Origin of the sequence: Acidovorax sp. sif0632, assembly GCF_019218805.1 — a bacterium.
Lineage (GTDB): Bacteria > Pseudomonadota > Gammaproteobacteria > Burkholderiales > Burkholderiaceae_C > Acidovorax > Acidovorax facilis.
Genome location: NZ_JAHUWW010000001.1, coordinates 803,075 through 828,794, shown reverse-complemented (window position 1 = coordinate 828,794; position 25,720 = coordinate 803,075). Strand labels below are relative to the sequence as shown.

Sequence of the window (25,720 nt, the reverse complement as noted above, 5' to 3'; positions counted from 1 at the left end):
CAAGGTTGGGGCGCCTTTGGGCGCCCCTTTTTTATCAAGCGCCGCTCCCGGCCTCCGCGGGTCCACGATTCACTCCGCCCCCACCGCCTGCCGCAGCACACACACAAACTCCCCCGCCGCTTCGTCGTAATCCCAGCGCGCGGCATAGCGGGCCCAGCCCCCCACGGCGGCGCCTGAGGCTTCTACCGTCAGCACCACCAGGCTGTTGGGGCTGCCGTGGCGCAGGCGGTGCGATACCGCCGTGCCCGCGCGGCAGGCCCACAGGCCCGGCAGGGGCTGCAACACGCTGGGTTCATGCACGTGGCCTGACAGCAGCATATGGGCGCCCGCCGCGCGCCAGCGTTGCAACGCTTCGTCCGCCCGGTGGGGCCGGTGCGCGCGGTCGGCGGCGTCGCGGGACACCAGGGGGTGGTGGCTGGCCACGATGCGCCAGGCATCTGGCGGGGCGCGCGCCAGCAGCATGGCCACATGATCGATCTGCGCCGACGACAGGCTGCCCCGCTCGTGCCGCCAGGCGCGGGTGGTGTTCACGCCCACCACATAAAAGGCGCCCATCTGCCGCACGGGCTCCTGATCGATGCCGAACTGGTGGGCATAGCGCTCGTAGGCGCGGCCCCAGCGCATCCACCAGGCAAACAGCGGCAGGTCGTGGTTGCCCGCCAGCACCAGGGTAGAGCGGGCATGCAGGCCTTTGACAAAACGCGCGGCCTGCTCAAACTGCACGGCGGTGGCGCGCTGCGTAAGGTCGCCGGACACCACCACCATCGCCACGCCCAGCCGCTGCGCCAGCCGTTGGGCCGCCGCACACACCGCAGGATCGTGTGCACCAAAGTGCAGATCCGAGAGGTGCATCAAAACGGTCATCGGTGCTTTCTGAAGAGGTGTCTTTTGCCCTGGGACGTGCTGGCGTTAGAGGCTGAGAGTTTTTTAGCCGGGCCCGAAAGGCGCGCGAAAACGCCTCGGATCCAGGCGCAAAGCACAGCCATAGCCCGCGCTATGGTGAGCATTTGCAACGACGAGTCGCGGCGTTTTTGCGTGCAAGGCGGGCATGGATAAAGGACTTTCAGTCTCTCAAACCAGTGTCATGCAGGCATGAGACCGGGCACCGACGCGGGCTCTGGCGCTGCAACTGGTGCACCCTGGGTCTCGCCCTCCTGCTCATCATCGCGCATCAAAGTGGTGGGCGCCACCAGCCACAGCGGGCGCTCGCTCAGGCGGAAATGCAGGGGCGGCACCATCCATTCGCGCTCGCCATCAAACGCCAGCTTGACTTGCGGTGGGCGCCAACTTGCGGGGGTAACGGTCAGCTCGGTACAGGCTATGCTGACCACGGCATTGTCTTTGTGCAGCTGCCCCGTGGCCGCGTTCCACACCGTGCGCGCTATGGCCCAGCGGCCTTGGGGCTTGAGCATGACCACGGCCAGCTTGCCGCCGTCGGCCACGGTTTGCGCCTGCGGCAGGCCCATCCGGTCGAGCTGTAAAGGGTTGTTGCCCACAAACAGCGTGGTGACCAGGTGCTCCTCCTGCTGCGCCTGGGCACCACGGTCGGTCTTCATCACTACGCGCCAGCGGCGGCCCGCCGAGGGGCGGAACATGCTCCAAACCGCAGCCGCCACGGCCACCCAGCGCTTTCGACCAAAGCGGCGCGAGGCCATTTCGCGGTCGGCCAACATCTTGGGGTACAGGCCCACACTGGCGTTGACGACAAACATGCGCCGGTTGACAAAACCAACCTGGACCGGGCGCAGGTCACCGTTGCGCAGCGCCTGCAGCAGGTCTTGCACGGCGGTTTCGGGGTCCAGCGCCAGGCCGTGTTCGCGGCTGAAGTAGTTGAACGTGCCCATGGGCACCACCCCCAGTGGCACCCCCGCCAGCAGCGCCGCCGAGGCCACGGCGTTGATGGTGCCGTCACCCCCTGCCGCCACGACCAGCCCGCCATCAGCCAGCGCAGCCTGCGCGGCATCGCGCGCCAGCTGCACGATGTCGCCGCGCTGGTCGGGCACATGCCAGACCACGTCGTGCTCCTGCAAGGCGGGCACGCCTTCCAGCTTGGCGCGCAGCAGGTCCAGGTCGGCCCCGGGGCGCTTGGGCACCACCAGGTGGATGGGCCCGTGGGGACGGACAGGATGGGGATGCTCGGAAGGGGTCATGGTTCGACGGCTGCGTCAGGAGGCAACGCCTGGAGCGTCGGGCACGGCTTGTGCCCGGGAGCCCCCTGCAGCCATCCTGAATTGTGTAATGCGGTGACCTGAATGATCGCCCCGCCGCGCCCCTGCCGCAGCCAGCAGCTGCGCCCTTGCCCTGTCAGAGTTTGCCGACAGACGCCACATGGCAAGGGGGCATACACCTTCGCTGTGGCGGGGTGTAGGGAACTCGGTTACAACGCCCGGCTCCCTCATATTGACTTCCAAAACAAAACGCAGAAAGCCACCAGCACCCGATGACGATAGCGACACTCACGACCCCGATGGACCTTGCCGCGCTGGGGGCGCTGCTGGCGCGCTACCCCATGGAATGGTGGGTGGCAGGCATGGTGGCCTCGGCGCTGGTGGGCGCGCTGGCCTTGGTCGGCTTGCGCACCGCGCAGCACCACAGCGCGCCGCTGCGCAGGTTTTTGCCCGCGCAGGCGTATGGGGTGGTGCTGGCCGCCATGGGCGCCAGCGCATTCACGCTGGTGCTGGCGGGCGCCACGATGGCCGAACTGGCCGAAAGCTGGAGCGAGGGCGGCCGTTGGGGAACACTGGACGATGCCATTGCGCAAGGACTGCGCACGCACGCCGACACGGCCGTGCTGCAGTGGTTTGCGGTGCTAACGCACCTGGGCGATTCGTGGGTGCTGGCCGGGTGCACCGTGGTGGTGGCGGTGCTGCTGTGGGCGTGCCAGCACCGCCTACTGGCCATCGGTTGGCTGGTGGCCCTGGCGGGCAATGGTGCACTGACCAAGATCCTGAAAAAACTGTTCGAACGCGTGCGGCCGGAACACGAACATGGCATTGCACAGGCCCACGGTTTCAGCTATCCAAGCGGGCACAGCAGCGCGTCGATGGCGGCCTTCGCCATGCTGGCCTACCTGGCCACCCGCCTGCTGCCAAGACCCTGGCACCTGCCTGCGGTGCTGGCAGCGGGCGCGCTCACCTTCACCACTGGCTGGAGCCGCGTGGTGCTGCAGGTGCACTACGCCAGCGATGTGCTGGCGGGCTGGCTGCTGGCGGGCACCTGGGTGCTGTGCACGGTGCTGATCATGGAGAGTGTGTCGCGCTGGCGTGGTTCACAAAACCGCCTGGTGCAGGCCTGAGCGTCTGTCGCCTTCATTCAGATGGCGACCAGATTGCGAATTCCCTTGGCTTCCATCTCGCTGCCCGGGCCGCGCGCAATCACTTCGCCGCGCTCCATCACCAGGTAGTCATCGGCCAGCTCCTGCGCAAAGTCGTAGTACTGCTCGCACAGCAGGATGGCCATTTCACCCTTGTCTGCCAGCATGCGAATGACGCGGCCGATATCTTTGATGATGCTGGGCTGGATGCCTTCGGTGGGCTCGTCCAGAATGAGCAGGCGCGGACCGGGGGCCAGGGCACGGGCGATGGCCAGCTGCTGCTGTTGCCCGCCGGATAGGTCACCACCCCGGCGCTTGAGCATCTGCTTGAGCACGGGAAACAGCTCGTACAGGTGCGGGGGCACGGGCGTGGAGCCGCTTTTGTAGGCTAGGCCCATGCGCAGGTTTTCTTCGACCGTGAGGCGGCCGAAGATCTCGCGGCCTTGGGGGACGAAGCCGATGCCTGCTCTCGCCCGGTCGTAGGGAGTGGTTTTGTCGATGGGTTTGCCATCGAATGTGATGCCCCCGCTTTTGATGGGCACGAGGCCCATGAGGCTTTTGAGCAGCGTGGTTTTGCCGACGCCGTTGCGGCCTAGCAGGACGGTGACTTTGCCGGCCTGGGCGGTGAGGCTCACGTCGCGCAGGATGTGGGAGCCGCCGTAGTACTGGTTGATGTTTTGGACGGTGAGCATGGTGGTTTTGAGTGTTTTTGGCCTATGGCGCTTATTCAGCAAGCGGTAATAGCTATATTTTTGATAGCTTTCACTACCCGTTTGGGCTGAGCTTGTCGAAGCCGGGGCTCTCGTGCTGATCTGGCCGCGTGCCTTTGTTGAGGGCGGGAGCCGGGGTGTGCGCCCGGCGGCGCAGTAACTTTCTCTTGCCTCGCCAAGAGAAAGTCACCAAAGAGAAGGCGACCCTACTGTGCGCGTCCCTTCGCTGCGCTACGGGCAACCTGTGATGCTCGGGCAGAGGGTGCCACCGCAGAACTCGCTGCGCGCCTGTGGCGCTCCGCTCGGACAACTGCGGTGAGTCAGTGCACGAAGTGCGTGTGTCCTTCGGCACACGCACGCACCCCCTGCCCTGCGCTTCTCGGCACGCACAGAAGGGAACCCTGGGGATCGGACATCCATACAGGCCATCGCTGCGCTCGGCCCCATCTCGCGGGCGCAAGCGCCACGCGCTGCGCACACGCGGCCGAGCGAAGCAAAGGCCCGTGTGGATGTTTGGATGTTCGGCTGTCCCACCCCTGCTGGCTGCGCCTGCGACGGGGCGGTTGCGGGGTGAGCATGGGCGTCGAAGCGCCCATGCTTCGTGAACTGACTCGCCGTGGTTGTCCGAGCGGCGCGCCGCAGGCGCAAAGCGAGTTCCACGGCGCACCCCGCAACCGCCCCGCCGCAGGTTTTCCCCTTCGCAACGCGAAGGGGTCGCAGACTGGGGGTCGCCTTTCTTTTGCTTACTATTCTTTGGCGAAGCAAAGAAAAGTGAGTCGCCTGCCGGGGCGACAACCCGGCCTCCGCACTCAACACAAGCACACCGCCCAAACCAGCGCGCAAGCCCCGGCTTCGACAGGCTCAGCCCGAACGGATAGCGGACATTCTCAAGACCAAAGGAACCAGAGCGGCAAAGCACCATCACCGCCCCAAATAAACCTCAATCACCCGCTCATCCGCCTGCACCTGGTCCAGCGTCCCCTGCGCCAGCACAGACCCATCGCACAACACCGTCACGATCTCCGAAATGGTGCGAATGAAAGACATGTCGTGCTCTACCACCATCAGCGAATGCTTGCCCTTGAGTGTCAAAAACAGCTCCGCCGTGCGCGCAGTTTCCTCATCCGTCATCCCCGCCACCGGCTCATCCAGCAACAACAACTTCGGGTCCTGCATCAGCAGCATCCCAATCTCCAGCCACTGCTTTTGCCCATGGCTCAGATTCCCCGCCATGCGCGCCACGCTGTCCGCCAGATGAATCGTGTGCAGGATCTCGGCCAGCCGGTCCGACTGCGCTGAATCGAGACGGAAGAACATGCTCGACGTCACACCCTTGTGCGTCTTCAAGGCCAGTTCCAGGTTTTCAAACACGCTGAGCTGCTCAAACACCGTGGGCTTCTGAAACTTGCGGCCGATCCCCAGGCTAGCGATCTCCGGCTCGTTGTGGCGCAGCAGGTCGATGGTCGAGCCGAAATACACCGTGCCGCTGTCCGGCCGCGTCTTGCCGGTGATGATGTCCATCATCGTCGTCTTGCCCGCACCATTGGGGCCGATGATGCAGCGCAGCTCGCCGGGTGCGATGTCCAGGCTCAGGTTATTGATGGCTTTGAAGCCGTCAAAGCTCACGTTCACATCTTCCAGGTACAGGATGCGGCCGTGGGTGATATCCACCTCGCCGGGCGTGGCGATGCGCGAGAAGCCTGCAGTGCGGCCACCGGATTCGGTCTGGCCCAGGGCAGCAGGTGCCAGCCGGGCCTGAATGCGCCGCGCGCCTTCGTCCATCAGATCAGGCGTCATGGCGCGGCTCCTTCGGTCTTCTTGTTGTTGTTCTTCTTCAACTTCTTCACCAGGCCCACCACACCATCGGGCAGGAACAGCGTGACGGCGATGAACAGCGCGCCCAGAAAGTACAGCCAGAACTCTGGCGCCGTCACGGTGAGCCAGCTCTTGGCACCATTGACGATGAACGCCCCCACGATGGGCCCGATCAGCGTGGCGCGGCCACCCACTGCAGCCCACACCGCGATCTCGATGGAGTTGGCGGCACTCATCTCGCCGGGGTTGATGATGCCGACCTGCGGCACATACAGCGCGCCCGCCACGCCGCACATCATGGCGCTGATGGTCCAGATGGTGAGCTTGTAGGGCAGCGGCGAGTAGCCCGAGAACATGACGCGCGTTTCGGCATCGCGCACCGCCTGCAGCACGCGGCCAAACTTGCTGCGCACCAGCCAGCGGGCCAGCAAAAAGAACACCAGCAACGTCACGCCCGTGAGCACGAACAGGGTCATGCGCATATTCTGCGTGGCCAGGGGCATGCCCAGAATGCGCTTGAAGTCGGTAAAGCCGTTGTTCCCGCCAAAGCCCGTCTCGTTGCGAAAGAACAGCAGCATGGCCGCATACGTCATGGCCTGCGTGATGATGGAAAAATACACGCCCTTGATGCGCGAGCGGAAGGCGAAGTAGCCGAACACAAATGCGATCACGCCGGGCACCGCCACGATGAGGATTAAGGTGGCCACAAAGCTGTCGGACAGCGCCCAGTGCCAGGGCAGCTCCTTCCAGTCGAGGAACACCATGAAGTCGGGCAGGTCGCTCTTGTAGTTGCCGTCGCGGCCGATCTGGCGCATGAGATACATGCCCATCACATAGCCACCCAAAGCGAAGAACAGGCCGTGGCCCAGGCTCAGGATGCCGGTGTAGCCCCAGATCAAGTCCATGGCGAGTGCGCAGATGGCGTAGCACATGATCTTGCCGAGCAGCGCCACGGCGTAGTCGCTGAGGTGGAATGCGCTGCCTGCGGGCACCCACAGATTGAGTACGGGCGCCACGGCGCACACCACGATGAGCGCGACGATAAAGGCTGACCAGCCGCTGCGGGTAAGCAGCGGTGCCGGAGCAGGAAGTTGGATAGGAGATGGCGTAGTCATATCAGTCTGTCTCTATCGGCCTCAATCGGCCGTACGCCCCTTGACCGCAAAGATGCCCTGCGGCCGCTTCTGGATGAAGATGATGATGAAGACCAGCACGGCGATCTTGGCCAGCACGGCGCCCGTCCAGCCTTCGAGGAACTTGTTGAGCACGCCAAGGCCCAGCGCGGCATACACGGTGCCGGCCAGCTGGCCCACACCGCCCAGCACCACCACCATGAACGAGTCCACGATGTAGCTCTGCCCCAGGTCGGGCCCCACGTTGCCAACCTGGCTCAGCGCGCAGCCCGCCAGGCCCGCGATGCCCGAGCCCAGTGCAAAGGCATAGGTATCCACCCGAGCCGTATTCACGCCCATGCACGAGGCAATGGGCCGGTTCTGCGTAACACCGCGCACGAACAGGCCCAGCCGTGTCTTGCTGATGAGGAAGGCCACGCCGGCCAGCACCGCCAGCGCAAAGGCGACGATGATCACGCGGTTCCAGGGCAGCTGCAGGTTGTCCATGAGCTGCACGCCGCCGCTCATCCACGCAGGGTTTTCCACGCCCACGTTTTGCGCACCGAACACGGTGCGCACCAGCTGCTGCAGCATCAGGCTGATGCCCCAGGTGGCCAGCAGCGTCTCCAGCGGGCGGCCATACAAGAAGCGGATCACGCTGCGCTCCAGCACCGCGCCCATCAGGGCCGACGCCATGAATGCCACCGGCACGGCCGCGACCAGGTACCAGTCGAACGCACCCGGAAAATACCGCTGGAACACACCCTGCATCACATAGGTGGCATAGGCGCCGATCATCATCAGCTCACCGTGGGCCATGTTGATCACGCCCATCAGCCCGTAGGTGATGGCCAGGCCCAGCGCCACCAACAGCAGGATGGAGCCCAGGCTGATGCCGGTGAACAGCGCGGCCAGCTTCTCGCCCCACTGCAGGCGGCCTTCCACCGCTGTCAGCGCGGCCTGGATGGCGGCTTTGACCTGGGGGTCCTGTTCATTGCGCAGCTGCTCCAGCAGTACCGTACGCGTGCCGGGGTTGCCGCTGGTGGCCAGATACTGCGCGGCCTTCAGGCGCTGCGACGCGTCGCTGCCGGCCAGCAGGATGCGCGCGCGGATGGCTTCGAGCCGGGCTTGCAGGGCAACGTCCTTCTCGGCGGCAAGGGCCTTCTCGATGAGGGGCAGACGCGCCTCGTCGGTCTCTTCGCGCAGCGCGTCGATGGCGGTGCGGCGCTGGGCCACATCGGGCGACAGCAGTTGCAGCGAAGCCAGCGCTGCGTCGAACTCGCCCCGCATGCGGTTGTTGTTGACGATGTCTTCGGCATCGTCGGGCACAGGCACCTCGGCGCCACTCACCGGGTCGTAGCCCTTGTCGTCCTTCATGACGATGGCCTTGTCGCCTGCGATCTTGACGGCGTCTTCGCCCATCGCGCGGATAAAGGCCAGCGTGGCGTCGTCGGGGGTGGCAATGGCCTGCTGCAGCGCAGCGATGCGCTCGTCGGTATCGCCGCTGGCCATGGCCCGCGCCGCCTCGGCCGTGAGTGCGTGCGCCTGCACGGCTGCACACAGCAGCAGGCAGGCGATCAGGCGGGAAAAGATGGATGAAAGCATGGCACAAGCCGGTGGCGTCTGAAAAAGCAGCGGGCCGCGGAACATGCGCGAACCCAGGCCAGGGATGCCGCGGAACCGGCTTTGCCGGGCCGCTGGCATCGTCCCCCCTCCCGAATCGCGCAGCGAGGCGAGAGAGGGGGTGAAGGCGCGCTAGCGCCTCAGGGGGGTGTACCGAATCACAGCTTCGACTTGCCGTCCGGCTCGTCCTTCTTCTTGTCGTTGCCTTCGATGTACGGGCTCCATGGCTTGGCCTTCACAGGACCAGGCGTCTTCCACACCACGTTGAACTGGCCATCGGCCTTGATCTCGCCGATGAACACGCTCTTGTGCAAGTGGTGGTTCTTCTCGTCCATCTTGCTGACGATGCCCGACGGTGCCTTGAAGGTCTGGCCAGCCATGGCGGCAATCACCTTGTCGGTGTCGGTGCTCTTGGCCTTGGTCACGGCCTGGGCCCACATGTTGATACCGATGTAGGTAGCTTCCATCGGGTCGTTGGTGAGCGGCTTGTCTTTGTGGCCGGCAATGCCCTTGGCCTTGGCGTAGTCGCTCCACTTCTTGATGAATTCGGTGTTGGCCGGGCTCTTGATGGACTGGAAGTAGTTCCATGCGGCCAAGTGGCCCACCAGCGGCTTGGTGTCCACGCCGCGCAGTTCTTCTTCACCCACGGAGAACGCGACGACCGGCACGTCCTTGGCCTTCAGGCCTGCGTTGCCCAGTTCCTTGTAGAAGGGCACGTTCGAGTCGCCGTTGATGGTGGAGACCACCGCCGTCTTGCCGCCCTGGCTGAACTTCTTGATGTCGGCCACGATGGTCTGGTAGTCAGAGTGGCCGAACGGGGTGTACTTCTCGTCGATGTCGCTGTCCTTCACGCCCTTGGACTTGAGGTAGGCGCGCAGGATCTTGTTGGTGGTGCGGGGGTACACATAGTCTGTGCCCAAGAGCACCCAGCGCTTGGCGCTGCCGCCGTCCTTGCTCATCAGGTAGTCCACCGCAGGGATGGCTTGCTGGTTGGGCGCGGCGCCGGTGTAGAACACGTTCTTGGACAGCTCCTCGCCTTCGTACTGCACGGGGTAGAACAGCAGGCCGTTCATTTCTTCGACCACTGGCAGCACCGACTTGCGCGACACCGAGGTCCAGCAACCGAAGATGACCGAGACCTTGTCCTGGCCGAGCAGCTGCTTGGTTTTTTCGGCGAACAGGGGCCAGTTGGAGGCCGGGTCCACCACCACGGGTTCGAGCTTCTTGCCCAGCACGCCGCCCTTGGCGTTGATCTCGTCGATGGCCATGAGCACAGTGTCTTTCAACACGGTCTCGGAGATGGCCATGGTGCCCGACAGGCTGTGCAGGATGCCGACCTTGATGGTCTCCTGCGCGTGGGCTGGCAGCGCAGACAGGCCAGCGAGCGTAGCGACGGCCGCAAGGGCCTTGAGGGAATAACGACGTTGCATGTGTGCTTCTCCGGTGGTGGTTTCAATCAATCAAACCGCTTCGCTCGCCGGTCCCTTGCGGGGCCCTGGGTGATCGAGCGATGGAATGGATTCTGGAGAGCGGGGCCTGCTTGGGAAATACGCCGGGTGGCGTACACGGCGGCCCGGAGCGAACGCGTAAAGCCAGGTCACCCGCGTTGTGTCGGGTAGGCGAAACGCTATGCAATCAGTAGCTAATAGTGCTTGATATATAAGCGCTGGAGGCCAAAAACACTCAAAATCTGCGGCAATCCCGGTGGTGGAGAAACGCCCCTCGGATTTACGATGGGCGGCTAAGGCCCCAACAAGGAATGAACCCATGGTGAAACGACGCACAGTGCTCCTCGGCGGCGCCGCAACAGCGGGCGCGCTGGTCATTGGCTGGGGCGTGATGCCGCCACGCCAGCGCCTGCACCCGTCCGACCCGCTGCCGCAGACCAGCGGACAGGCCGCGTTGAACGGCTGGGTCAAAGTGGGGGCCGACAACACCGTGACGGTGATGATGGCCAAGTCCGAAATGGGCCAGGGCGCGCACACGGGCCTGGCCGCCATCCTGGCCGAAGAGCTGGACGCCGACTGGGCGCAGGTGCGGCTGGAGATGACGCCCATCGACGACATCTACAACAACCTCGCCACGGTGGTGGACGGCCTGCCCTTTCACCCCGACAACGATGGCTCGACGAAGGCCGTGGCCGGCTGGCTGACTGCCAAGACGATGCGCGAGGTGGGCGTGATGATGACGGGCGGATCGAGCAGCATCAAGGACCTGTGGCTGCCCATGCGCGAAGCTGGCGCCCATGCGCGTGCGATGCTGATCCGCGCTGCCGCTGCGCAGTGGGGCGTGCAGGCGACCGAGTGCACGGCCAACGCGGGCTGGGTGGAACACACCGCGGGCCAGCGCGCCACCTTTGGCGAACTGGCCGCCCTGGCCGCGCAGCAGCCCATGCCGGGCAAGGTCACGCTCAAGGAGCCCGCGCAGTTCAAGCTGATCGGCAAGCCGCTCACGCGCATCGAGGCGCCGTCCAAACTCGATGGAACAGCCGTGTTCGGCATCGACGCCAACCCGCCCGGCCTGCTGCACGCCTGTCTCGTGATGTGCCCCACACGCGGCGGCAAGGTGGCCCGCTTTGATGCAGCCGCCGCCCAAAAGCTGCCCGGCGTGAAACACGTGCTCGAAGTGGCGCCCTACCACGGCGGCACGGGCGGTGTGGCCGTGATTGCCGACACGCCGTGGCACGCCAAAAAGGCCGCCGCCGCAGTCACCGTGGAATGGGACCACGGCCCCGCCGCCACCTTGTCGAGCGAAACCGTGATGGCGCGACTGGCCCAGGCGCTGGACCAGGCCAAAGGCTTTGGCTACCACAGCGCGGGCGATGTGGACGCGGCCATGCAAGGCGCTGCGACCACCATCACCGCCGACTACCGCGCGCCCTACCTGGCCCACGCCGCGCTGGAGCCCATCAACTGCACAGTGCAGTTCAAAGACGGCGCTGCCACCGTGTGGACATCCACCCAGGTGCCGGGCCTGGCGCGCCGCGCGGCGGCCAAGGCGCTGGGCATCGACGACGAAAAAGTGACCCTGCACCAGCTGCTGCTGGGTGGCGGCTTTGGCCGCCGGCTGGAGGCCGACTACGTGGCCCAGGCCGCCGCCATCGCCAAGGTGGCCGGTGGTGCGCCGGTGCAAACGCTGTGGAGCCGCGAGCAGGACACGCAGCACGACTTCTACCGCCCCGCGTGCATGGCCCGCTTCAAGGCCGGGTTTGATGCCCAGGGCCAGCTGGTGGCTTGGCACAACGTGTCGGTGGGCCAAGCCATCGTGCCGCAGGTGCTGGTGCGCACCTTTGGCCTCGCAGGCGCAGGGCCGGACAAGACCACGTCCGAAGGCGCGTTCGACCAGCCCTACGAATGGCCCCATGCGCGCATTGCGCACGAGATCGTCGACCTGCCGCTGCCGGTGGGCTTCTGGCGCTCGGTCGGGCACTCGCACCAGGCATTTTTCAAGGAAAGTTTTGTGGACGAGGCCGCAGCAGCGGCCAAGCAGGACCCGGTGGCGTTTCGCGCCGCACTGCTGCAAAAGCACCCGCGCCATCTGAAGGTGCTGCAAAAGGCGGCCGAGCTGGCGGACTGGGGCAAGCCGCTGGCACCGGGTGCAGCGGGCGAGAAGCGTGCGCGCGGCGTGGCATTGCACCAGTCGTTCGGCTCCATCGTGGCGCAGGTGGCCGAAGTGGCGGTGGGGGCGGACAAGGCCATTCGCGTGCACCGCGTGGTGTGCGTTGTCGACTGCGGCGCGGCCATCAACCCCAACCTGATTGCGCAGCAGATGGAAAGCGGCGTGGTGTTTGGGCTCACGGCGGCGCTGTATGGCGAGATCACCCTGAAGGACGGGCAGGTGCAGCAGAGTAATTTTCACGACGTGCCGCTGCTGCGCATGGCCGACTGCCCGCGGGTGGAGACCCACATCATCGACAGCGCCGAGCCGCCCGAGGGCGTGGGCGAGCCCGGCGTGCCGCCCATTGCGCCTGCGGTGGCCAACGCCCTCTTCGCACTCACCGGCCAGCGCCTGCGCGCCCTGCCCCTGAAGCTGGCCTGAATCGATTCAAGGAACCACCATGTCCACCACCCTGCGCATCAACGGCAAAGCCATCGCCGTCACCGCCGAACCCGACACCCCGTTGCTGTGGGTGCTGCGCGGCGAGCTTCACATGAACGGCACCAAGTTTGGCTGCGGCATGGCGCTGTGCGGCGCCTGCACCGTGCATCTGAATGGCGAGCCCGTGCGTGCCTGCATCACGCCCCTCTCTGCCGTGGGCGATGCCGATGTGACCACCATCGAGGGCCTGCAAGGCCCAGAGGCCACAGCCCTGCGCACCGAATGGACGGTGCTGGATGTGGCGCAGTGCGGCTACTGCCAGAGTGGGCAACTCATGTCGGCCTGCGCGCTGCTGAAGAAAACACCCAAGCCCAGCGATGCGGACATTGATGCTGCGATGGGCGGGAATGCGTGTCGGTGTGGGACGTATCCGAGGATTCGGGCGGCGATTCATCGGGCGGCTGAGGGGCGGGGTTGATTTTTGGTTGTTTCTGCCGCTGGCGCTTGTCCATAAAGCGCTTATAGCTATTATTTTTGCAGCATACCCCATGCTATCGGCCATTCGGGCTGAGCTTGTCGGGGTCTGATCGGTTCAGCTGTCCGTTCGGGCTGAGCTTGTCGAAGCCTGGGCTTGTGCACTGGATTTGCCGCATGCCTGGTTGGAGGGCGGAGGCCGGGGTGTGCGCCCGGCGGCGCAGTAACTTTCTCTTGCCTCGCCAAGAGAAAGTCACCAAAGAGAACGCGACCCTACACGCTGCGTCCCCACACGCCCTTGCGGGCGTGTGGGGAAACCTGCGGTACTCGCGCCCAGCGGGGTCTCGCTCGAACTCGCTTCGTTTCACTGCGCTCAAACAATCGCGAGCCCTGATCCGCTGGCCGCTGCGCTCCTCGGCGCATCCTGAAGGGAACCCGGGGAGCAGACATCCATTCGGGCCATTGCTTCGCTCGGCCCAGTTTGCGCAGCGCGTGGCGCTTGCGCCCGCGAGGTGAGGCCGAGCGAAGCAAAGGCCCGTGTGGCTGTTCGGCTGTTGGATGTTCGGGTGCCCAACCCCCTGCTGGCTGCGCCTGCGGCGGGGCGGTTGCGGGGTGAGCATGGGCGTCGAAGCGCCCATGCTTCGTTAACTGACTCGCCGTGGTTGTCCGAGCGGCGCGCGCCAGCGCAAAGCGAGTTCCACGGCGCACCCCGCAACCGCCCCGCCGCAGGTTGCCCCTTCGCAACGCGAAGGGGTCGCAGACTGGGGGTCGCCCTTTCTTTGGTGACTTTCTTTCGGCGACGCGAAAGAAAGTTACCGCGCTGCCGGGCGCGCTCCCCGGCCTCCGCCCACAAACCAGGCACACCGCCCCCATACACACAACCCAGTTAGAGTATCGACCTCGCGCAACCCCTGGCCCGCCCAGGCCTCTTCTCCTCCCTCCCCATGTCCAACCTCGTCGTCCACGGCGGAACCCCGCTGCGGGGCCGCATCATTCCTTCTGCCAACAAGAACGCGGTGCTGCCCGTGCTCTGCGCCACGCTGCTCACCAACGAGCCACTCAGGCTGCTCGGCGTGCCCGACATCACCGATGTGCGCAAGATCCTCGACATCTTCCGCACGCTGGGCAGCGATGTGCAGATGGACCACGCCACTGGCACGCTGAACCTGCACCACCACGCCACCACGTTCGACGCGGCCCACCACCGCCTGCCCGAGGAAATGCGCTCGTCCATCATGCTGGTGCCCCCGCTGCTGGCGCGCTTTGGCGTGGCGCGGCTGGAGGACAACGTCAAGGGCTGCACGCTGGGCGTGCGCGAGATCGACCCGCATGTGGAGGTGTTCCACCGCTTTGGCGGGCGCGTGGAACGGGCCGAAGGCTCGCTGCTGATCCGCTGCGACGGCAGGCTGCAGGCCAACCACCACTGGCTGGACTACGCATCGGTCACCACCACCGAGAATTTCGTGCTGTGCGCCGCCACGGCCGAAGGCACGTCGGTGCTGACCAATGCCGCGTCGGAGCCGCATGTGCAGGAGTTCTGCCGCTTCATGACCATGATCGGCGTGCGCATTGAGGGCATGGGCACGTCGCGCATCACGGTGCACGGCGGCACCACCCTGCGCGGTGGCGAGTTCCGCTTTGACGAAGATTTTCACGAGATCACCACCTTCCTCGCCTTGGGCGCGATCACGGGGGGTGACGTGGTGGTGAAGAACAGCGCGCCGGAGAACTTTCCGCTCATCGACCGCACGTTCGCCAAGTTTGGCGTCACGATCACGCACGAGGACGGCTGGTCGCGCGCGCACTGCGCGGGCCCGCTCAAGGTGCAGACGCCGTTCACCAGCAATGTGCTGACCAAGGTTGAGGCGGCGCCCTGGCCGTACTTTCCGGTGGACCTGCTGCCCATTTTCATCGCCCTCGGTGTGCGGGCTGAGGGCAATACGCTGTTCTGGAACAAGGTGTACGACGGCGCTTTAGGCTGGGCGGGCGAGCTGTCGAAGTTTGGCGCGCATGTGTTCCAGTCCGACCCGCACCGTCTGGTGACCTTTGGCGGCAACCCGCTGACGCCTGCGGTGGTGGAGAGCCCCTACATCATCCGCGTGGCGATTGCGCTCTTCATGGTGGCGGCGAGCACCCCCGGGCGCTCGGAGATCCGCAACGCCACACCCATCCGCCGCGCCCACCCGCACTTCGTGGAGAACCTGCGCAGCCTGGGCGTGCAGGTGGAGTGGACGAGCGAGGAGTGAGGAGCGGACGGTGCTCAGGCGGTGACAACGCCGTCTGCGTCTGCGTCTTCGTCCGGCTCGATGAGTACATGGACCGCAGGGGCCCCACCCTGCTGCACATCGGCGCAGTACACGGCGTTGCGCCCCGTGCCCTTGGCGCGGTACAGGGCCTTGTCGGCACGGTTGACCAGCTCTTCAAAGCCGATGCCCGAGCCCTTGTGCATCGTGGCCACACCGATGCTCACGGTGACCGAAGCGCTCGCACCCTGCTCATTCACGGGCACGCTCAACGCGGCCACATCGTGGCGCAGTGATTCGGCCACACGCAAGGCGCTGACGCCATCGGTTTCGGGCAATACGATCACAAACTCCTCGCCCCCGAACCGCGCCACGATGTCCACACCGCTGCGCTTGCGCGCCGCGCAGGCCTGGGCCACGGCGCAGATCACGCGGTCGCCCGCAAGGTGCCCCCAGGCGTCGTTGACCGTCTTGAACAGGTCAATGTCCACCACCAGCAGGGACAGGGGGTGGTCAAAACGCTCGGTGCGTTTGCATTCGTTCGCGCCCAGTTCCATCAGCGTGCGCCGGTTGGCCAGGCCCGTCAGCGAGTCATTGGCGGCCAGCAACTCCAGCGCGGTGTTGAGCTCTTGCAGCAGCTTGTTCTGCTCCAGCAGCTGCTGGTTGATCTGCGCAATCTCGTCTTCCTTCTGCTTGCGGTCATGGATGTTGAAGGTGACACCTATCAACCGCTTGCCGGGCGTGGCGCTGCTGCGGTCCATGATGCGGCCGTAGTTGGCAAACCAGATCCACTCGCCCGCCTTGGAGCGCAGCCGGAACTCGGCACGGTACTGCGGTGTGATGCCTGCCACGTGGTCGGCCACCGCCTGCTTGACGCTTTCCAGGTCGCCAGGGTGGAACAGGCCAAAGATGTCCTGCACGCCCGTCACGATTTCGTCCTGGGTAAAACCCAGCTCCTCAAAGGTCTTGGTGGCCTTGTGGGTGACCTGGCCGCTGACCAGATCGTTCTCCCACAGGTCCAGCCCGGCGGCCTCCAGCACCAGCTCCAGCCGCTCCTTGTTCAGGTCTGCTTCATCACCCATGGCGGCAAAAACCCTTGATTCTTCAGGCCGACGGCATCGCCCCGGCGTAACCCATGTTGCGCAGCAAACCGGCAAACGACGCTACGACTCCCGGGGTGTTGTAAAGCTGGGGGGCCGTCTGTACGGCGATCACGCTCACCATCTGGCCCGTGCTTTTGCCCGTGGCGGCGTCAAAGTACAGGGCCAGGTCGTCGCTGGCGTTGGAGAAGCCGCGGCCCGTGCTTTCCGAGTAGTAGCAGATGGAGTCGGGGGCGATGACATCGGGCGCCATGCTCGCAGACGAGTACATGATGAGGTTCTCGTTCAGGTTGTACAGATAGTGCGTCTCGGTGCTCAGGCTCGGGTCCTGTGTGTTGTCCAGGCGGATGATGCCCGAATCCAGCGACGCGCTGGACGTGGACTGCGTGACCGAGGTGATGAAAAAGTTGGTCACCACCGCGCTGGCAGAGCGGCCGGTGATCATGGTGATCACGTCCGCCACGGCAGCAGTGGCGGGCGGCGTGGCGGCCTGTAGCAGAAACTGCCCCAGGCCCCGCGCCTGCTCCAGCGTGTCCGGTATGTAGCTGCCCGACAACGCAAAGCCGTTGCCCGCGTTGGAGGGCCACATGGCGATGCCCGAATACCCGCCAAACCCGGCCACCACGCCACCCGCCAGGGTTTCCACGCGCGCAGCTGTGGAGGCGCCCAGCACGGCGGATTCCAGATCCACCAGCGTAGAGGCATCGCTGGCCAGCACAGCGGGGCACGGCGCAAGCTGCGCACCGCCGGTGAAGGTGGTCTGGGGCAGTTCGGGCACGGCACGGCCGGCGCCATCGCCGTTGACCACCCAGACCGCGCCCTGCGACATGGCCGCGCCAATGAGCGGCACCAGCGAATTGATGGGCCCGATCTCCACAGGGATCAAGGCGCCCAGCAGGGCACCGGTACTGGCCTCCATCACGGCCACGGTGTTGCTGACCGAGTTCTGCACCGCAGACAGCGTGAGGCTGTCGGCCGCATCGGGCGAGCCCATGATGGCGAGCACACAGGCGTTGGTGGCGCCGTCATAGTCCTGCACCGTGACCGTGCCGCTCCAGCCCTGACCAGCCAGCTCCTGAAGGATCGAACAAGCGTCGTGGTAGCTGCCGCCCCCCCCACTGGCCAAAACCGCTGCGCCCGCCGCAATCGATTGGAAATCGGCCAACCCATAGTTATAGACAACACCCATCTGGCGCCCCTCTCTTTTGGTATGGCAGGCACGATACGCCTGCCCGGTTGGTTGTCAATCCGCTGCATCCCATGCGGGCCCAGGGCGCCAACGTGGTATGACCCGGATCAAGGGCACGCAAGTTCCACGCCCAAGAACCGCACGGCCAACACCCGCAGCTGAGCGCACCAGGGCGGAAAGCACTCTGGCCTCGCGGTGCGCCATCGCCTATGCTCTGTCTGCGTTGCAGTTTTGTTGTTGTTTTTCCTGGCAGATGCCTACCCACACCATGAGCCTCCCCGATAAATCCCCCGTCTACGGCACCGAAGATCTGCTGATCAGCCTGTGCAACTCCGTCACCCGGGTCTTGAACGTGGCCACCCACAGCCAGATCCACTACTCCGGCATGGTGCAGCGCATCAGCAAGACGTGCCTCAAGCCCGACATCGGCTGTTTTGTGCTGTTCGATGGCGGCTTCTCGGGCCTGGTCATCATCAACTTCTCGGCCCAGGCCGCGATGGAGCTGTATGCCAACTACCTGCTGAACATGGGCATGTCCAAGGACGATCTGGTCAGCTCCTACACCTCGGACGAAGTGAGCAATGTGATGGGCGAGCTGATGAACCAGGTGGTGGGCGACTTCACCGGCAAGGTGCGCCGCGAGCTGCAGACCCACATCACCCAGAACCAGCCCAAGATGCTGGTGCTGAACAAGCAGGTGATGCTGAGCGTGGACGCCAACCTGGACAAGCCCGAAGCCCGGCGTGTGACCTTCTACACCAGCAACAACAACATCTTCTACCTGGAACTGGCCATCGACCGCACCGAGTTCATCAAGCTCTACGACTTCGAGGCGCAGGAAGTGCCGGATGCCGACGCGCTGATGGCCCAGTCGCAAGAAGCCCCTCCCGTGCCTGCGCCACCGCCTGCAGGGCAGGATGACACGGAGGCGTTGCTGAAGTCGCTGGGGATGTAGTTGTTCAAAAACGATAGCTGCTAGCGCCTGTTATATAAGCGCTAAAGGCATATTTCAGCCATATTCTTTTGTCCACAAGCCGGTGCAGCACAGTGCTGGAGACCCAGGGCTTCGTGCTGCTGCCCGGCCTGCTGACACCCGATGACTACGAAACCCTAGCAGCGGAGGTTGACAAGTACCTCCCGCTGCGGGAAGGCAACACCCCACGCCCCCCAGCTCTGGCGGCCAGCGCAACCTGCTGAAGTACCCCTGGTGCAAGGCCCTGGCAGAACGGCTGCAGGGAATGCCTGCGATTGCGACCCTTCTACCCACATCGGCTGTCGCGGTGCAGTGCACCTACTTCGAGAAAACACGAGCGCGCAATTGGCTCGTTCCACTGCACCAGGACCTGAGCATTCCAGTCGCTGAGCGGGTGGAGTATCCCGCGCTGCGAGGCTGGTCTGAAAAGGACTGCGCGCTTTTCGTGCAGCCCCCCGCCCGCTTGCTGCAAGAGTTGCTGGCGGTGCGCCTGCACCTGGACCCGTGCCAAGGTGAAGATGGCCCGCTGCGTGTGGTGCCCGCCACGCACCAACTGGGTGTGTTGACGCCCCGGAACGCCCAGGCGCTGCGCGATGCCAGCGGCGAAGTACTCTGCGTAGCAGACCCGGGCACCGCGCTGGCGATGCGCCCGCTGCTGCTGCACGCCTCGTCCAAGTCCACGAGCAACCGTCAACGGCGCGTGCTGCATTTTGTATTTGGTCCGGCTACCCTGCCTTGGGGCCTGGCTTGGCCCAAGGCAGTGTTCAGTCGGGCGCAAAGTCCTACAAGGCTGTACCGGTGCAGCCTACGGCAGAGCGCCGCTGACTGCATAAATTGTAGGCAACGCAGTCGCCCTCGGCCCGCGCTGCATTCCAACCGCATCCTGAGGAAAACCACCATGCCCCGAGGCACCTGGAGCGCCAAGCGCGAAAGACAATACGAACACATCAAGGACAGTCTGCTGGACCGCGGCAAAGGTCACGAAACGGCGGAGGAAATTGCCGCCCGCACCGTGAACAAGGAGCGGGCCCAGCATGGTGAGAGCAAGACGGCCAACCCCAAGACGCTGCGGGATACACCCGCGCCCGTGCGCGGTGGCAAGCGTTCACACCAAGGCGCACAAGGCCGCACCAAGGAACAGTTGTACGAGGAAGCGCGGCACCAAGGCATTGCGGGGCGTTCCAAGATGAACAAGCAGCAGCTGGAGCAGGCCTTGAAACGGTGACACGGGCAGGCCACATCGAAAATCGAAGTTGATAGCTGCCCGCGCTTTATCTATAAGCGCGGGAGGCCAAAAAAGATCCAAATTTGAGCACCGCCTTCGTCAGCGCCGCGGACCCAAACGCTCTGCGATCCAGATACCGCCAAGCACCATCGCCAGCGCCAACGCGTGATAGGCACCCACCGGCTCGCTCAGTACCCAAACGGCCAAGGCAGGCCCAAACACGGGGTTGAGGTTGAGGAACACGCTGGCACGCGCCGGGCCGATCAGCTCCACCGCGCGGATAAACAGGATCTGCGAGACAAACGATGGCAGCAGACCCACATACAGCAGGATGAGCCAGCCCTGCAACGTGGGCCAGAAGAAATGCCCGGTTGAAACTTCGGCCGCCAGCAGCGGCAACGAAGCCAGCGCCGCGACGCCCGCCACCGCCGAGAAGAAAACCAGGGGCGGCACCACAGGGCGGGACCGCAGCCCCAGCGTGTAGCCGGCATACAGCACACAGGCCAGCAAAATCCACAGGTCGCCAATGTTGAAGTCAAGCGCCGCCACCACCGCCCAGGTGCCGCGCGAGGCGACGATGGCCACACCAGCGAGCGTGATGACCACCCCCAGCATCTGCAATGCGGTAACGCGCAGCCGCAAGAACAACACCCCGGCCAGCAACACCAGCACCGGAATCATCCCCTGAATCAGCGCCAGGTTGACGGCGGTGGTGTGGTGGGCGGCGGCGTAGAACAGCGCATTGAACGCGGTAAAGCCGCTCACACCCATGAGCGCCAGATACGTCCAGCGCCCCCGCAATGCGGGCAGGTGCTGCACCACCTGCTGGCGTGCGACAAACCACAGCGCAATGCAGGCAATGCTCCAGCGGGCCGTGGTCAGCATCATGGGAGAGACGTTCCCCACAGCCAAACGCGCCGCCACCGCATTGCTGCCCCAGATGAGGGTGGTGACGATGAGGAGAAGTGCGGGGCGCTGATAGAGACTGCGCCAAAAGGCACCGCGTGTGGCGGCAGACGAGGATGCGGGCATGGGCACGAGGGTAGCAAACTCAATGGGTGCTGCTGTCCTGCGCCCTCTTCTGTGCGAAGACCCATGCGACGGGCCGAACCAACGGCTGCCTATCCCTCAAACTGCGGGTGCAGCTGCCGGATGCGGTTCATGGCCATGGCCGCCGCTGCGGTGCGCGTCTCCACCCCCAGCTTGGCGAACACGCGCTCCAAGTGTTTCTTCACCGTGGCGGGGCTCGCGCCCAGGATGTCGCCGATGTCGCGGTTGATCTTGCCCTTGACCACCCAGTACAGCACCTCGGCCTCGCGCGCGGTGAGCTTGAAGGACAGGCTCATGGATTCGATGATCTTCGCGTCCGACACCTCGCGCATCACGATGAGCCAGTCGCCGCCGCCGGCGCTGTCCCCCGCCTGCTGGTGCAGGCGGAAGGTGAGGCGGCGCGCGCCCTGTTCCACCGCCAGACGTGGCGGTTCCGCCAGCGATGCGGCCAGCAGCTCGGCGGCGTTGTCGGCCAGCACATGGCGGCGCAGCCAGGCCTGCACCGGCTCGGGCGCCCATTGGCCAAATGCGGTGGGCGTGCCATCGGGGCTCACTTCGCCAAAGTAGCTTTGCAGCAGCTCGCGCGCCAGCGGGGTTTGCCAGACGATGCGGCCGTCCGACGCACGCACGGTGATGCTGGCGTAGCCAAACGCATCGAGCGCGTTGCGCGCCTCGCGGGCCTGGCGGGCGTCCTGCCGGGCCTTGCGGGCTGCGCCCAGGTGCACGCCCATGCGCGCCATCACCTCGCGGGGCTTGATGGGCTTGGTGACGTAGTCCACGCCACCCGCCTCCAGCGCGGCCACGAGGTGCTCGGTCTCGGTCAGGCCGGTCATGAAGATGATGGGGATGTGCGCCGTGGCGGGCGATGCCTTCAGGCGCCGGGCGACTTCAAAACCGTCCATGCCGGGCATCATGGCGTCGAGCAGAACAATGTCGGGCAGGGCCTGCGCGGCACGCTGCAAGGCCGCCTCGCCATGCGTGGCGACCAGCACGGTGTAGCCCGATTCATCCAGCGCGTCGTGCAGCACGGCCAGGTTGTCGGGAACGTCGTCCACGATCAGCACCACGTCGCTGTCGGTGCGGTCCAGCGCTGCACCGGGCGCTGCAGACGCGTGCAAGGAAGATGGGTTGGCGGTGGTCATCACTATGGCGCCTGCTCCAGGATCTGGCCCATGGCATCGAACTGGAACTGCTTGGCCAGCTGCCGCATGGTGCCCACAAAAGCGCTGTGCGCGGGCTGGCTGCGTTCAATGTCGTCCAGCGTGTTGAGGATGCCACGGTAGTAGCCCAAAGACACTGCCTGGGCCAAGGCGGCAAGGGCGGTGGTGTCGGGGTATGTGAGGGGCGCATCCGCTGCCGCAGGCAAGGCGGGGGTCGTATTGGCTTCGCCGTATTGCCACAGCAACCCCAAACGGCGCTCCAGCCAGTCGAGCAGCTCGCTATGGCGCACGGGCTTGACGATGAAGTCTTCGGGGCGGATGTCCACGTCGTTGTCCAGCGCCTTGTCAAACGCATTGGCGGAAACAATGGCGCAATGCACGTTCGGCAACCGCATCTGCCGCACGCGCCGCAAGGTCTCCCACCCGTCGATGCCCGGCATGGCCAGGTCCATGAAGATTGCGTGCGGCCGGTAGCCGGTGGCCAGGAGATCCAGCGCATCGTGGCCGCTGGCCGCCTGGCGCAGCTCAAAGCCCAGGGGTTCGAGCAGTTGCACCAGCAGCTCGCGGTCGGGCTCTTCGTTGTCCACGACCAGGATGCGGCGGCGCTCGCCGGCATACCCTCTGCGCGCGCGCTGGGCTTGCACAGCCACAGGCGCCGCCGCCTTGCCCAGCGCATCCCCATGCACCTCGGGCAGAAACAGCTTGACGTGGAACACAGAGCCCACGCCTGGGGTGCTGCTCACCGTCAGCTCGCCGCCCATGAGCGCGGTGAGCATCTTGGCAATGGTCAGGCCCAGGCCTGCGCCCGGCGCGGCCGCGGTGTTGCCACCGCCCGAGCCGCCGCGCGCAAAGGGCTCGAAGATGCGCTCGATCTCCTCGGCTGTGAGGCCTGGCCCCGTGTCCTGCACCTCGATGCGCGCCATTTCGCGTGCATAGCGCACGCGCAGCGTGACGGTGCCGTGCGAGGTGAACTTGACGGCGTTGCCCAGCAGGTTGATGAGGATCTGGCGCAGGCGCTTTTCGTCGGCACGCACCACTTCCGGAATCACGCCCAGCACATCAAACTGGAAGGCCAGGCCCTTGGCCGCGGCCTGCAGTTCAAACAGGCTGGCCATCTCGTGCAGGCCATCGGAAAAACGCATGGGCGTCACGTCCAGCGTGAGCTTGCCGGATTCGATGCGCGCAATATCGAGCGTGCCCTCGATGAGCGAGAGCAGGTGCTCACCGCCCCGGCGGATCACATGCACCGCCTGCTTGCGGTGCGGGGGCACGCCCGCGTCCTCGCCCATGAGCTGCGCGTAGCCCAGGATGGAGTTGAGCGGCGTGCGGATCTCGTGGCTGATGGCGCTGATGTAGCGGCTTTTGGCGTGGTTGGCCTGGTCGGCAGCACGCTTGGCTTCTTCGGCCACCTGGCGCGCCTGCTCGGCCACGCTGCGCGCGGTCTGCAGGGCCTCGTCGGTCTGGCGGTGCAGCTCGATCTCGCGCACCAGAAGGCCGGTCTGGCGGTTGGATTCCTCCTGAGCCACCTGGCGGCTTTTGTGCGCCAGCACCAGCCACCAGGCCACGATGCCCGAAATGACCAGCAGTGCAAGATAGGCCTTGAGCAGGCCCGAGCGCAGCGCCACTTCGGGTGCCGCCATCACCTCGGTGTCAGTGGCCGCCTGGGCGATGGTGTTGAGCTCCTGGTGGTACAGCAGCCCCATCACCGAGGCCAGCAGCGGCGCTATCACCAGCATCAGCAGCAGGAAGTGACCCAGGCCCGTGTCCAGGTAGCGCCACATGGCGCGCGGCAGCACCCAGCGCAGCGCGGCCGACCACTGCACCGCCATGCTCGCGTGGGGTTTGCACAGGTCGCCGCAGCGCGCATCGAGCGTGCAGCACAGCGAGCAGATAGCCCCCCGGTAAGCAGGGCACTGGGCCATGTCCGGGGCTTCGTACTCGCGCTCGCAGATCACGCAGCGCTGCACGGTGTAGCGCACATAGCTGCCCAGGTCAGCACCTTGTTTGCCGCTGACCGGACCGTGCATGGGCACCGCCACCACATCGGTCACCGCAGTGGGATCGGGCTGGCGCGCAATGTAGTAGCGCCCTCCAGTGGCCCAGGCAATGAGCGGTGCGGTGACAAAGGCCACCGCCATCGCAATCACCGCCGAGAACGCCTGCGGCAGCGGTCCGAACAGGCCCAGGTGCGCGCTGATGGACAGGATGGACGCGAGCGCCATCGAGCCCACGCCCACTGGATTGATGTCGTACAGGTGCGCGCGCTTGAACTCGATGCCCTTGGGCGACAGACCCAGCGGCTTGTTGATGACGAGGTCGGCCACCACCGACATGATCCAGGCGATGGCGATGTTGGAGTACAGCCCCAGCACCTCGCCCATGGCGCGGAACACGTTCATCTCCATCAGCATGAAGGCGATGAGGGTGTTGAACACCACCCACACCACGCGCCCCGGGTGGCTGTGGGTAAGGCGCGAAAAGAAGTTCGACCACGCCAGCGAGCCTGCGTAGGCGTTGGTCACATTGATCTTGAGCTGCGAGACCACCACAAACAACGCCGTGGCCGCCACCGCCCAGCCGTAGTGGGGGAACACGTATTCATACGCGGCCAGGTACATCTGGTTGGGGTCCACCGCACGCTCGGCAGGCACCATGTGCGTGAGCGCCAGGTAAGCCAGCAGCGCGCCGCCCAGCATCTTGAGCACGCCCAGCACCACCCAGCCCGGCCCGCCCACCAGCACGCCCAACCACCAGCGCCCACGTGTGGCGGGGGTGGATGCGGGCATGAAGCGCAGGTAGTCGGCCTGCTCCCCCATCTGGGTAATGAGCGCAATACCGACCGTGAGCGCCGCACCGAACAAGGGCAGCTGGAATGTGGCGCCCCGCATTGACTCACCACCGTAGTGCACGATGCCAGAAAACGCACCAGGATCGCGCACGATCACATACACAAACGGTACCACCAGCATCACCAGCCACAGCGGCTGTGTCCACACCTGCAGGCGGCTGATGGCCGACACGCCATGCGTGACCAGTGGAATCACCACAATGGCGCAGATCAGGTAGCCCCAGGTGGGCGGGATGTCGAGCGCCAGCTCCAGCGCGTAGGCCATCACGGCAGCCTCCAGCGCGAAGAAGATGAAGGTGAAGCTCGCGTAGATCAGCGAGGTGAGCGTGGAGCCGATGTAGCCAAACCCCGCGCCGCGCGTGAGCAGGTCCATGTCCACCCCATAGCGCGCCGCATACACGCTGATGGGCAGCCCCGCCAGGAAGATGATGAGCCCCGTGGCCACGATGGCCCAGAAGGCATTGATGAAGCCGTACTGCACCAGCAGCGTGGCGCCCACGGCTTCCAGGATCAGGAAAGACGCAGCCCCGAACGCTGTGTTGGCCACGCGCCATTCAGACCATTTGCGAAAGCGCTGGGGGGTGTAGCGCAGTGCGTAGTCCTCCATGGTCTCGGTGGCGACCCAGCTGTTGTAGTCGCGCCGGACCTTGACCACCTGTTGCGGGGCCTGCTGGGGTTCATGTGCAGCCATGCCCGGCTCTGTCGGCTGCAACGGTGCGGCGTCAGCGGGGGCGATAGAGGCGGCGTGAGGAGGCATGGGCAATGGCGGCGTTAACCCCTTCCGGTGCAGTTTCCATGCCACTGCCAACCCACATGAGCACAGCCCCTGCGCCAGATGACGTATGGC

The 25,720-nt window shown here is 65.3% G+C and carries 18 protein-coding genes and 2 pseudogenes; 8 read left to right on the top strand and 12 right to left on the bottom strand.

Annotated elements, in window-relative coordinates; genetic code table 11:
- Nucleotides 1-69: 69 nt before the first annotated feature.
- The gene (locus tag KW832_RS03760) at nucleotides 70-864 is read right to left on the bottom strand and encodes a metallophosphoesterase (protein WP_176888598.1); all 795 of its coding nucleotides are present in this window, start codon (nucleotides 862-864) and stop codon (nucleotides 70-72) included.
- Between the two features lie 228 nt (nucleotides 865-1,092).
- Between KW832_RS03760 and KW832_RS25855 the strand changes: the two genes are divergently transcribed.
- Entirely contained in the window at nucleotides 1,093-1,830 is a 738-nt protein-coding gene (locus KW832_RS25855; RefSeq protein ID WP_370628621.1) for a DUF2694 family protein, read from the top strand.
- On the opposite strand, the pseudogene KW832_RS25850 reads toward KW832_RS25855, so the two are convergent.
- Nucleotides 1,740-2,150: pseudogene (locus KW832_RS25850) on the bottom strand (diacylglycerol kinase family protein); the annotation flags it as partial. The gene KW832_RS25855 and the pseudogene KW832_RS25850 sit on opposite strands and share 91 nt — an antisense overlap.
- 290 nt (nucleotides 2,151-2,440) lie before the next feature.
- Between KW832_RS25850 and KW832_RS03750 the strand changes: the two are divergent.
- Nucleotides 2,441-3,295 carry a phosphatase PAP2 family protein gene (locus KW832_RS03750; protein ID WP_255577472.1) on the top strand — a complete coding sequence of 285 codons (855 nt, stop codon included), beginning with the start codon at nucleotides 2,441-2,443 and terminating at the stop codon, nucleotides 3,293-3,295.
- Nucleotides 3,296-3,312: 17 nt separating this feature from the next.
- On the opposite strand, the gene urtE is transcribed toward KW832_RS03750, so the two are convergent.
- From urtE to urtA, 5 genes are all read right to left on the bottom strand, one after another.
- Complete coding sequence (urtE, locus tag KW832_RS03745; RefSeq protein ID WP_055398987.1) at nucleotides 3,313-4,005, bottom strand: urea ABC transporter ATP-binding subunit UrtE; 693 nt, start codon at nucleotides 4,003-4,005, stop codon at nucleotides 3,313-3,315.
- 939 nt (nucleotides 4,006-4,944) lie between these two features.
- Nucleotides 4,945-5,820 (bottom strand): urea ABC transporter ATP-binding protein UrtD, encoded by an 876-nt coding sequence (urtD, locus tag KW832_RS03740; protein ID WP_218298650.1) that lies wholly within the window; start codon nucleotides 5,818-5,820, stop codon nucleotides 4,945-4,947.
- Nucleotides 5,817-6,953, bottom strand: coding sequence for an urea ABC transporter permease subunit UrtC (gene urtC / locus KW832_RS03735; protein ID WP_121422540.1), 1,137 nt, complete (start codon nucleotides 6,951-6,953; stop codon nucleotides 5,817-5,819). Before urtC ends, urtD begins: the two co-directional genes overlap by 4 nt.
- 21 nt (nucleotides 6,954-6,974) lie before the next feature.
- Complete coding sequence (gene urtB / locus KW832_RS03730) at nucleotides 6,975-8,555, bottom strand: urea ABC transporter permease subunit UrtB (RefSeq protein ID WP_218298651.1); 1,581 nt, start codon at nucleotides 8,553-8,555, stop codon at nucleotides 6,975-6,977.
- Nucleotides 8,556-8,731: 176 nt separating this feature from the next.
- Nucleotides 8,732-10,003, bottom strand: a complete 1,272-nt coding sequence (gene urtA, locus KW832_RS03725) for an urea ABC transporter substrate-binding protein (protein WP_176888594.1) — start codon at nucleotides 10,001-10,003, stop codon at nucleotides 8,732-8,734.
- Between the two features lie 337 nt (nucleotides 10,004-10,340).
- On the opposite strand from urtA, the gene KW832_RS03720 reads away from it, so the two are divergent.
- The 3 genes from KW832_RS03720 (at nucleotide 10,341) to KW832_RS03710 (ending at nucleotide 15,331) form a co-directional block, all read left to right on the top strand.
- Complete coding sequence (locus tag KW832_RS03720) at nucleotides 10,341-12,611, top strand: xanthine dehydrogenase family protein molybdopterin-binding subunit (RefSeq protein WP_218298652.1); 2,271 nt, start codon at nucleotides 10,341-10,343, stop codon at nucleotides 12,609-12,611.
- A gap of 19 nt (nucleotides 12,612-12,630) precedes the next feature.
- A complete protein-coding gene (locus KW832_RS03715) occupies nucleotides 12,631-13,089 on the top strand; it encodes a (2Fe-2S)-binding protein (RefSeq protein ID WP_218298653.1) in 459 nt (152 codons plus the stop codon).
- Between the two features lie 940 nt (nucleotides 13,090-14,029).
- Nucleotides 14,030-15,331: a UDP-N-acetylglucosamine 1-carboxyvinyltransferase gene (locus KW832_RS03710; protein ID WP_218298654.1), complete on the top strand. Its 1,302-nt coding sequence runs from the start codon at nucleotides 14,030-14,032 to the stop codon at nucleotides 15,329-15,331.
- A 14-nt stretch (nucleotides 15,332-15,345) separates the two neighbouring features.
- On the opposite strand, the gene KW832_RS03705 is transcribed toward KW832_RS03710, so the two are convergent.
- Nucleotides 15,346-16,410 (bottom strand): sensor domain-containing diguanylate cyclase, encoded by a 1,065-nt coding sequence (locus KW832_RS03705; protein ID WP_121507372.1) that lies wholly within the window; start codon nucleotides 16,408-16,410, stop codon nucleotides 15,346-15,348.
- Between the two features lie 22 nt (nucleotides 16,411-16,432).
- Nucleotides 16,433-17,617: a DUF917 family protein gene (locus tag KW832_RS03700; protein ID WP_218298655.1), complete on the bottom strand. Its 1,185-nt coding sequence runs from the start codon at nucleotides 17,615-17,617 to the stop codon at nucleotides 16,433-16,435.
- A 268-nt stretch (nucleotides 17,618-17,885) separates the two neighbouring features.
- Between KW832_RS03700 and KW832_RS03695 the strand changes: the two genes are divergently transcribed.
- From KW832_RS03695 to KW832_RS25600, 3 genes and pseudogenes are all read left to right on the top strand, one after another.
- A complete protein-coding gene (locus KW832_RS03695; RefSeq protein WP_218298656.1) occupies nucleotides 17,886-18,572 on the top strand; it encodes a DUF3334 family protein in 687 nt (228 codons plus the stop codon).
- A 283-nt stretch (nucleotides 18,573-18,855) separates the two neighbouring features.
- A pseudogene (locus KW832_RS25845) lies at nucleotides 18,856-19,233 on the top strand (phytanoyl-CoA dioxygenase family protein); the annotation flags it as partial.
- Nucleotides 19,234-19,488: 255 nt separating this feature from the next.
- Entirely contained in the window at nucleotides 19,489-19,815 is a 327-nt protein-coding gene (locus tag KW832_RS25600) for a plasmid stabilization protein (RefSeq protein ID WP_255577471.1), read from the top strand.
- Between the two features lie 99 nt (nucleotides 19,816-19,914).
- On the opposite strand, the gene KW832_RS03685 is transcribed toward KW832_RS25600, so the two are convergent.
- The 3 genes from KW832_RS03685 to KW832_RS03675 form a co-directional block, all read right to left on the bottom strand.
- Nucleotides 19,915-20,847 carry a DMT family transporter gene (locus KW832_RS03685; protein ID WP_218298658.1) on the bottom strand — a complete coding sequence of 311 codons (933 nt, stop codon included), beginning with the start codon at nucleotides 20,845-20,847 and terminating at the stop codon, nucleotides 19,915-19,917.
- 89 nt (nucleotides 20,848-20,936) lie between these two features.
- Nucleotides 20,937-22,007 carry a response regulator gene (locus KW832_RS03680; protein ID WP_055399009.1) on the bottom strand — a complete coding sequence of 357 codons (1,071 nt, stop codon included), beginning with the start codon at nucleotides 22,005-22,007 and terminating at the stop codon, nucleotides 20,937-20,939.
- A gap of 2 nt (nucleotides 22,008-22,009) precedes the next feature.
- A complete protein-coding gene (locus tag KW832_RS03675; protein ID WP_218298659.1) occupies nucleotides 22,010-25,630 on the bottom strand; it encodes an ATP-binding protein in 3,621 nt (1,206 codons plus the stop codon).
- Between the last annotated feature and the right edge of the window lie 90 nt (nucleotides 25,631-25,720).

What these genes read in the sequence shown, in the direction of transcription:
- KW832_RS03760 (WP_176888598.1), bottom strand. Translation starts at nt 864, where the DNA reads ATGACCGTTTTGATGCACCTCTCGGATCTGCACTTTGGTGCACACGAT.
- KW832_RS25855 (WP_370628621.1), top strand. Translation starts at nt 1,093, where the DNA reads ATGAGACCGGGCACCGACGCGGGCTCTGGCGCTGCAACTGGTGCACCC.
- KW832_RS03750 (WP_255577472.1), top strand. Translation starts at nt 2,441, where the DNA reads ATGACGATAGCGACACTCACGACCCCGATGGACCTTGCCGCGCTGGGG.
- urtE (WP_055398987.1), bottom strand. Translation starts at nt 4,005, where the DNA reads ATGCTCACCGTCCAAAACATCAACCAGTACTACGGCGGCTCCCACATC.
- urtD (WP_218298650.1), bottom strand. Translation starts at nt 5,820, where the DNA reads ATGACGCCTGATCTGATGGACGAAGGCGCGCGGCGCATTCAGGCCCGG.
- urtC (WP_121422540.1), bottom strand. Translation starts at nt 6,953, where the DNA reads ATGACTACGCCATCTCCTATCCAACTTCCTGCTCCGGCACCGCTGCTT.
- urtB (WP_218298651.1), bottom strand. Translation starts at nt 8,555, where the DNA reads ATGCTTTCATCCATCTTTTCCCGCCTGATCGCCTGCCTGCTGCTGTGT.
- urtA (WP_176888594.1), bottom strand. Translation starts at nt 10,003, where the DNA reads ATGCAACGTCGTTATTCCCTCAAGGCCCTTGCGGCCGTCGCTACGCTC.
- KW832_RS03720 (WP_218298652.1), top strand. Translation starts at nt 10,341, where the DNA reads ATGGTGAAACGACGCACAGTGCTCCTCGGCGGCGCCGCAACAGCGGGC.
- KW832_RS03715 (WP_218298653.1), top strand. Translation starts at nt 12,631, where the DNA reads ATGTCCACCACCCTGCGCATCAACGGCAAAGCCATCGCCGTCACCGCC.
- KW832_RS03710 (WP_218298654.1), top strand. Translation starts at nt 14,030, where the DNA reads ATGTCCAACCTCGTCGTCCACGGCGGAACCCCGCTGCGGGGCCGCATC.
- KW832_RS03705 (WP_121507372.1), bottom strand. Translation starts at nt 16,410, where the DNA reads ATGGGTGATGAAGCAGACCTGAACAAGGAGCGGCTGGAGCTGGTGCTG.
- KW832_RS03700 (WP_218298655.1), bottom strand. Translation starts at nt 17,617, where the DNA reads ATGGGTGTTGTCTATAACTATGGGTTGGCCGATTTCCAATCGATTGCG.
- KW832_RS03695 (WP_218298656.1), top strand. Translation starts at nt 17,886, where the DNA reads ATGAGCCTCCCCGATAAATCCCCCGTCTACGGCACCGAAGATCTGCTG.
- KW832_RS25600 (WP_255577471.1), top strand. Translation starts at nt 19,489, where the DNA reads ATGCCCCGAGGCACCTGGAGCGCCAAGCGCGAAAGACAATACGAACAC.
- KW832_RS03685 (WP_218298658.1), bottom strand. Translation starts at nt 20,847, where the DNA reads ATGCCCGCATCCTCGTCTGCCGCCACACGCGGTGCCTTTTGGCGCAGT.
- KW832_RS03680 (WP_055399009.1), bottom strand. Translation starts at nt 22,007, where the DNA reads ATGACCACCGCCAACCCATCTTCCTTGCACGCGTCTGCAGCGCCCGGT.
- KW832_RS03675 (WP_218298659.1), bottom strand. Translation starts at nt 25,630, where the DNA reads ATGCCTCCTCACGCCGCCTCTATCGCCCCCGCTGACGCCGCACCGTTG.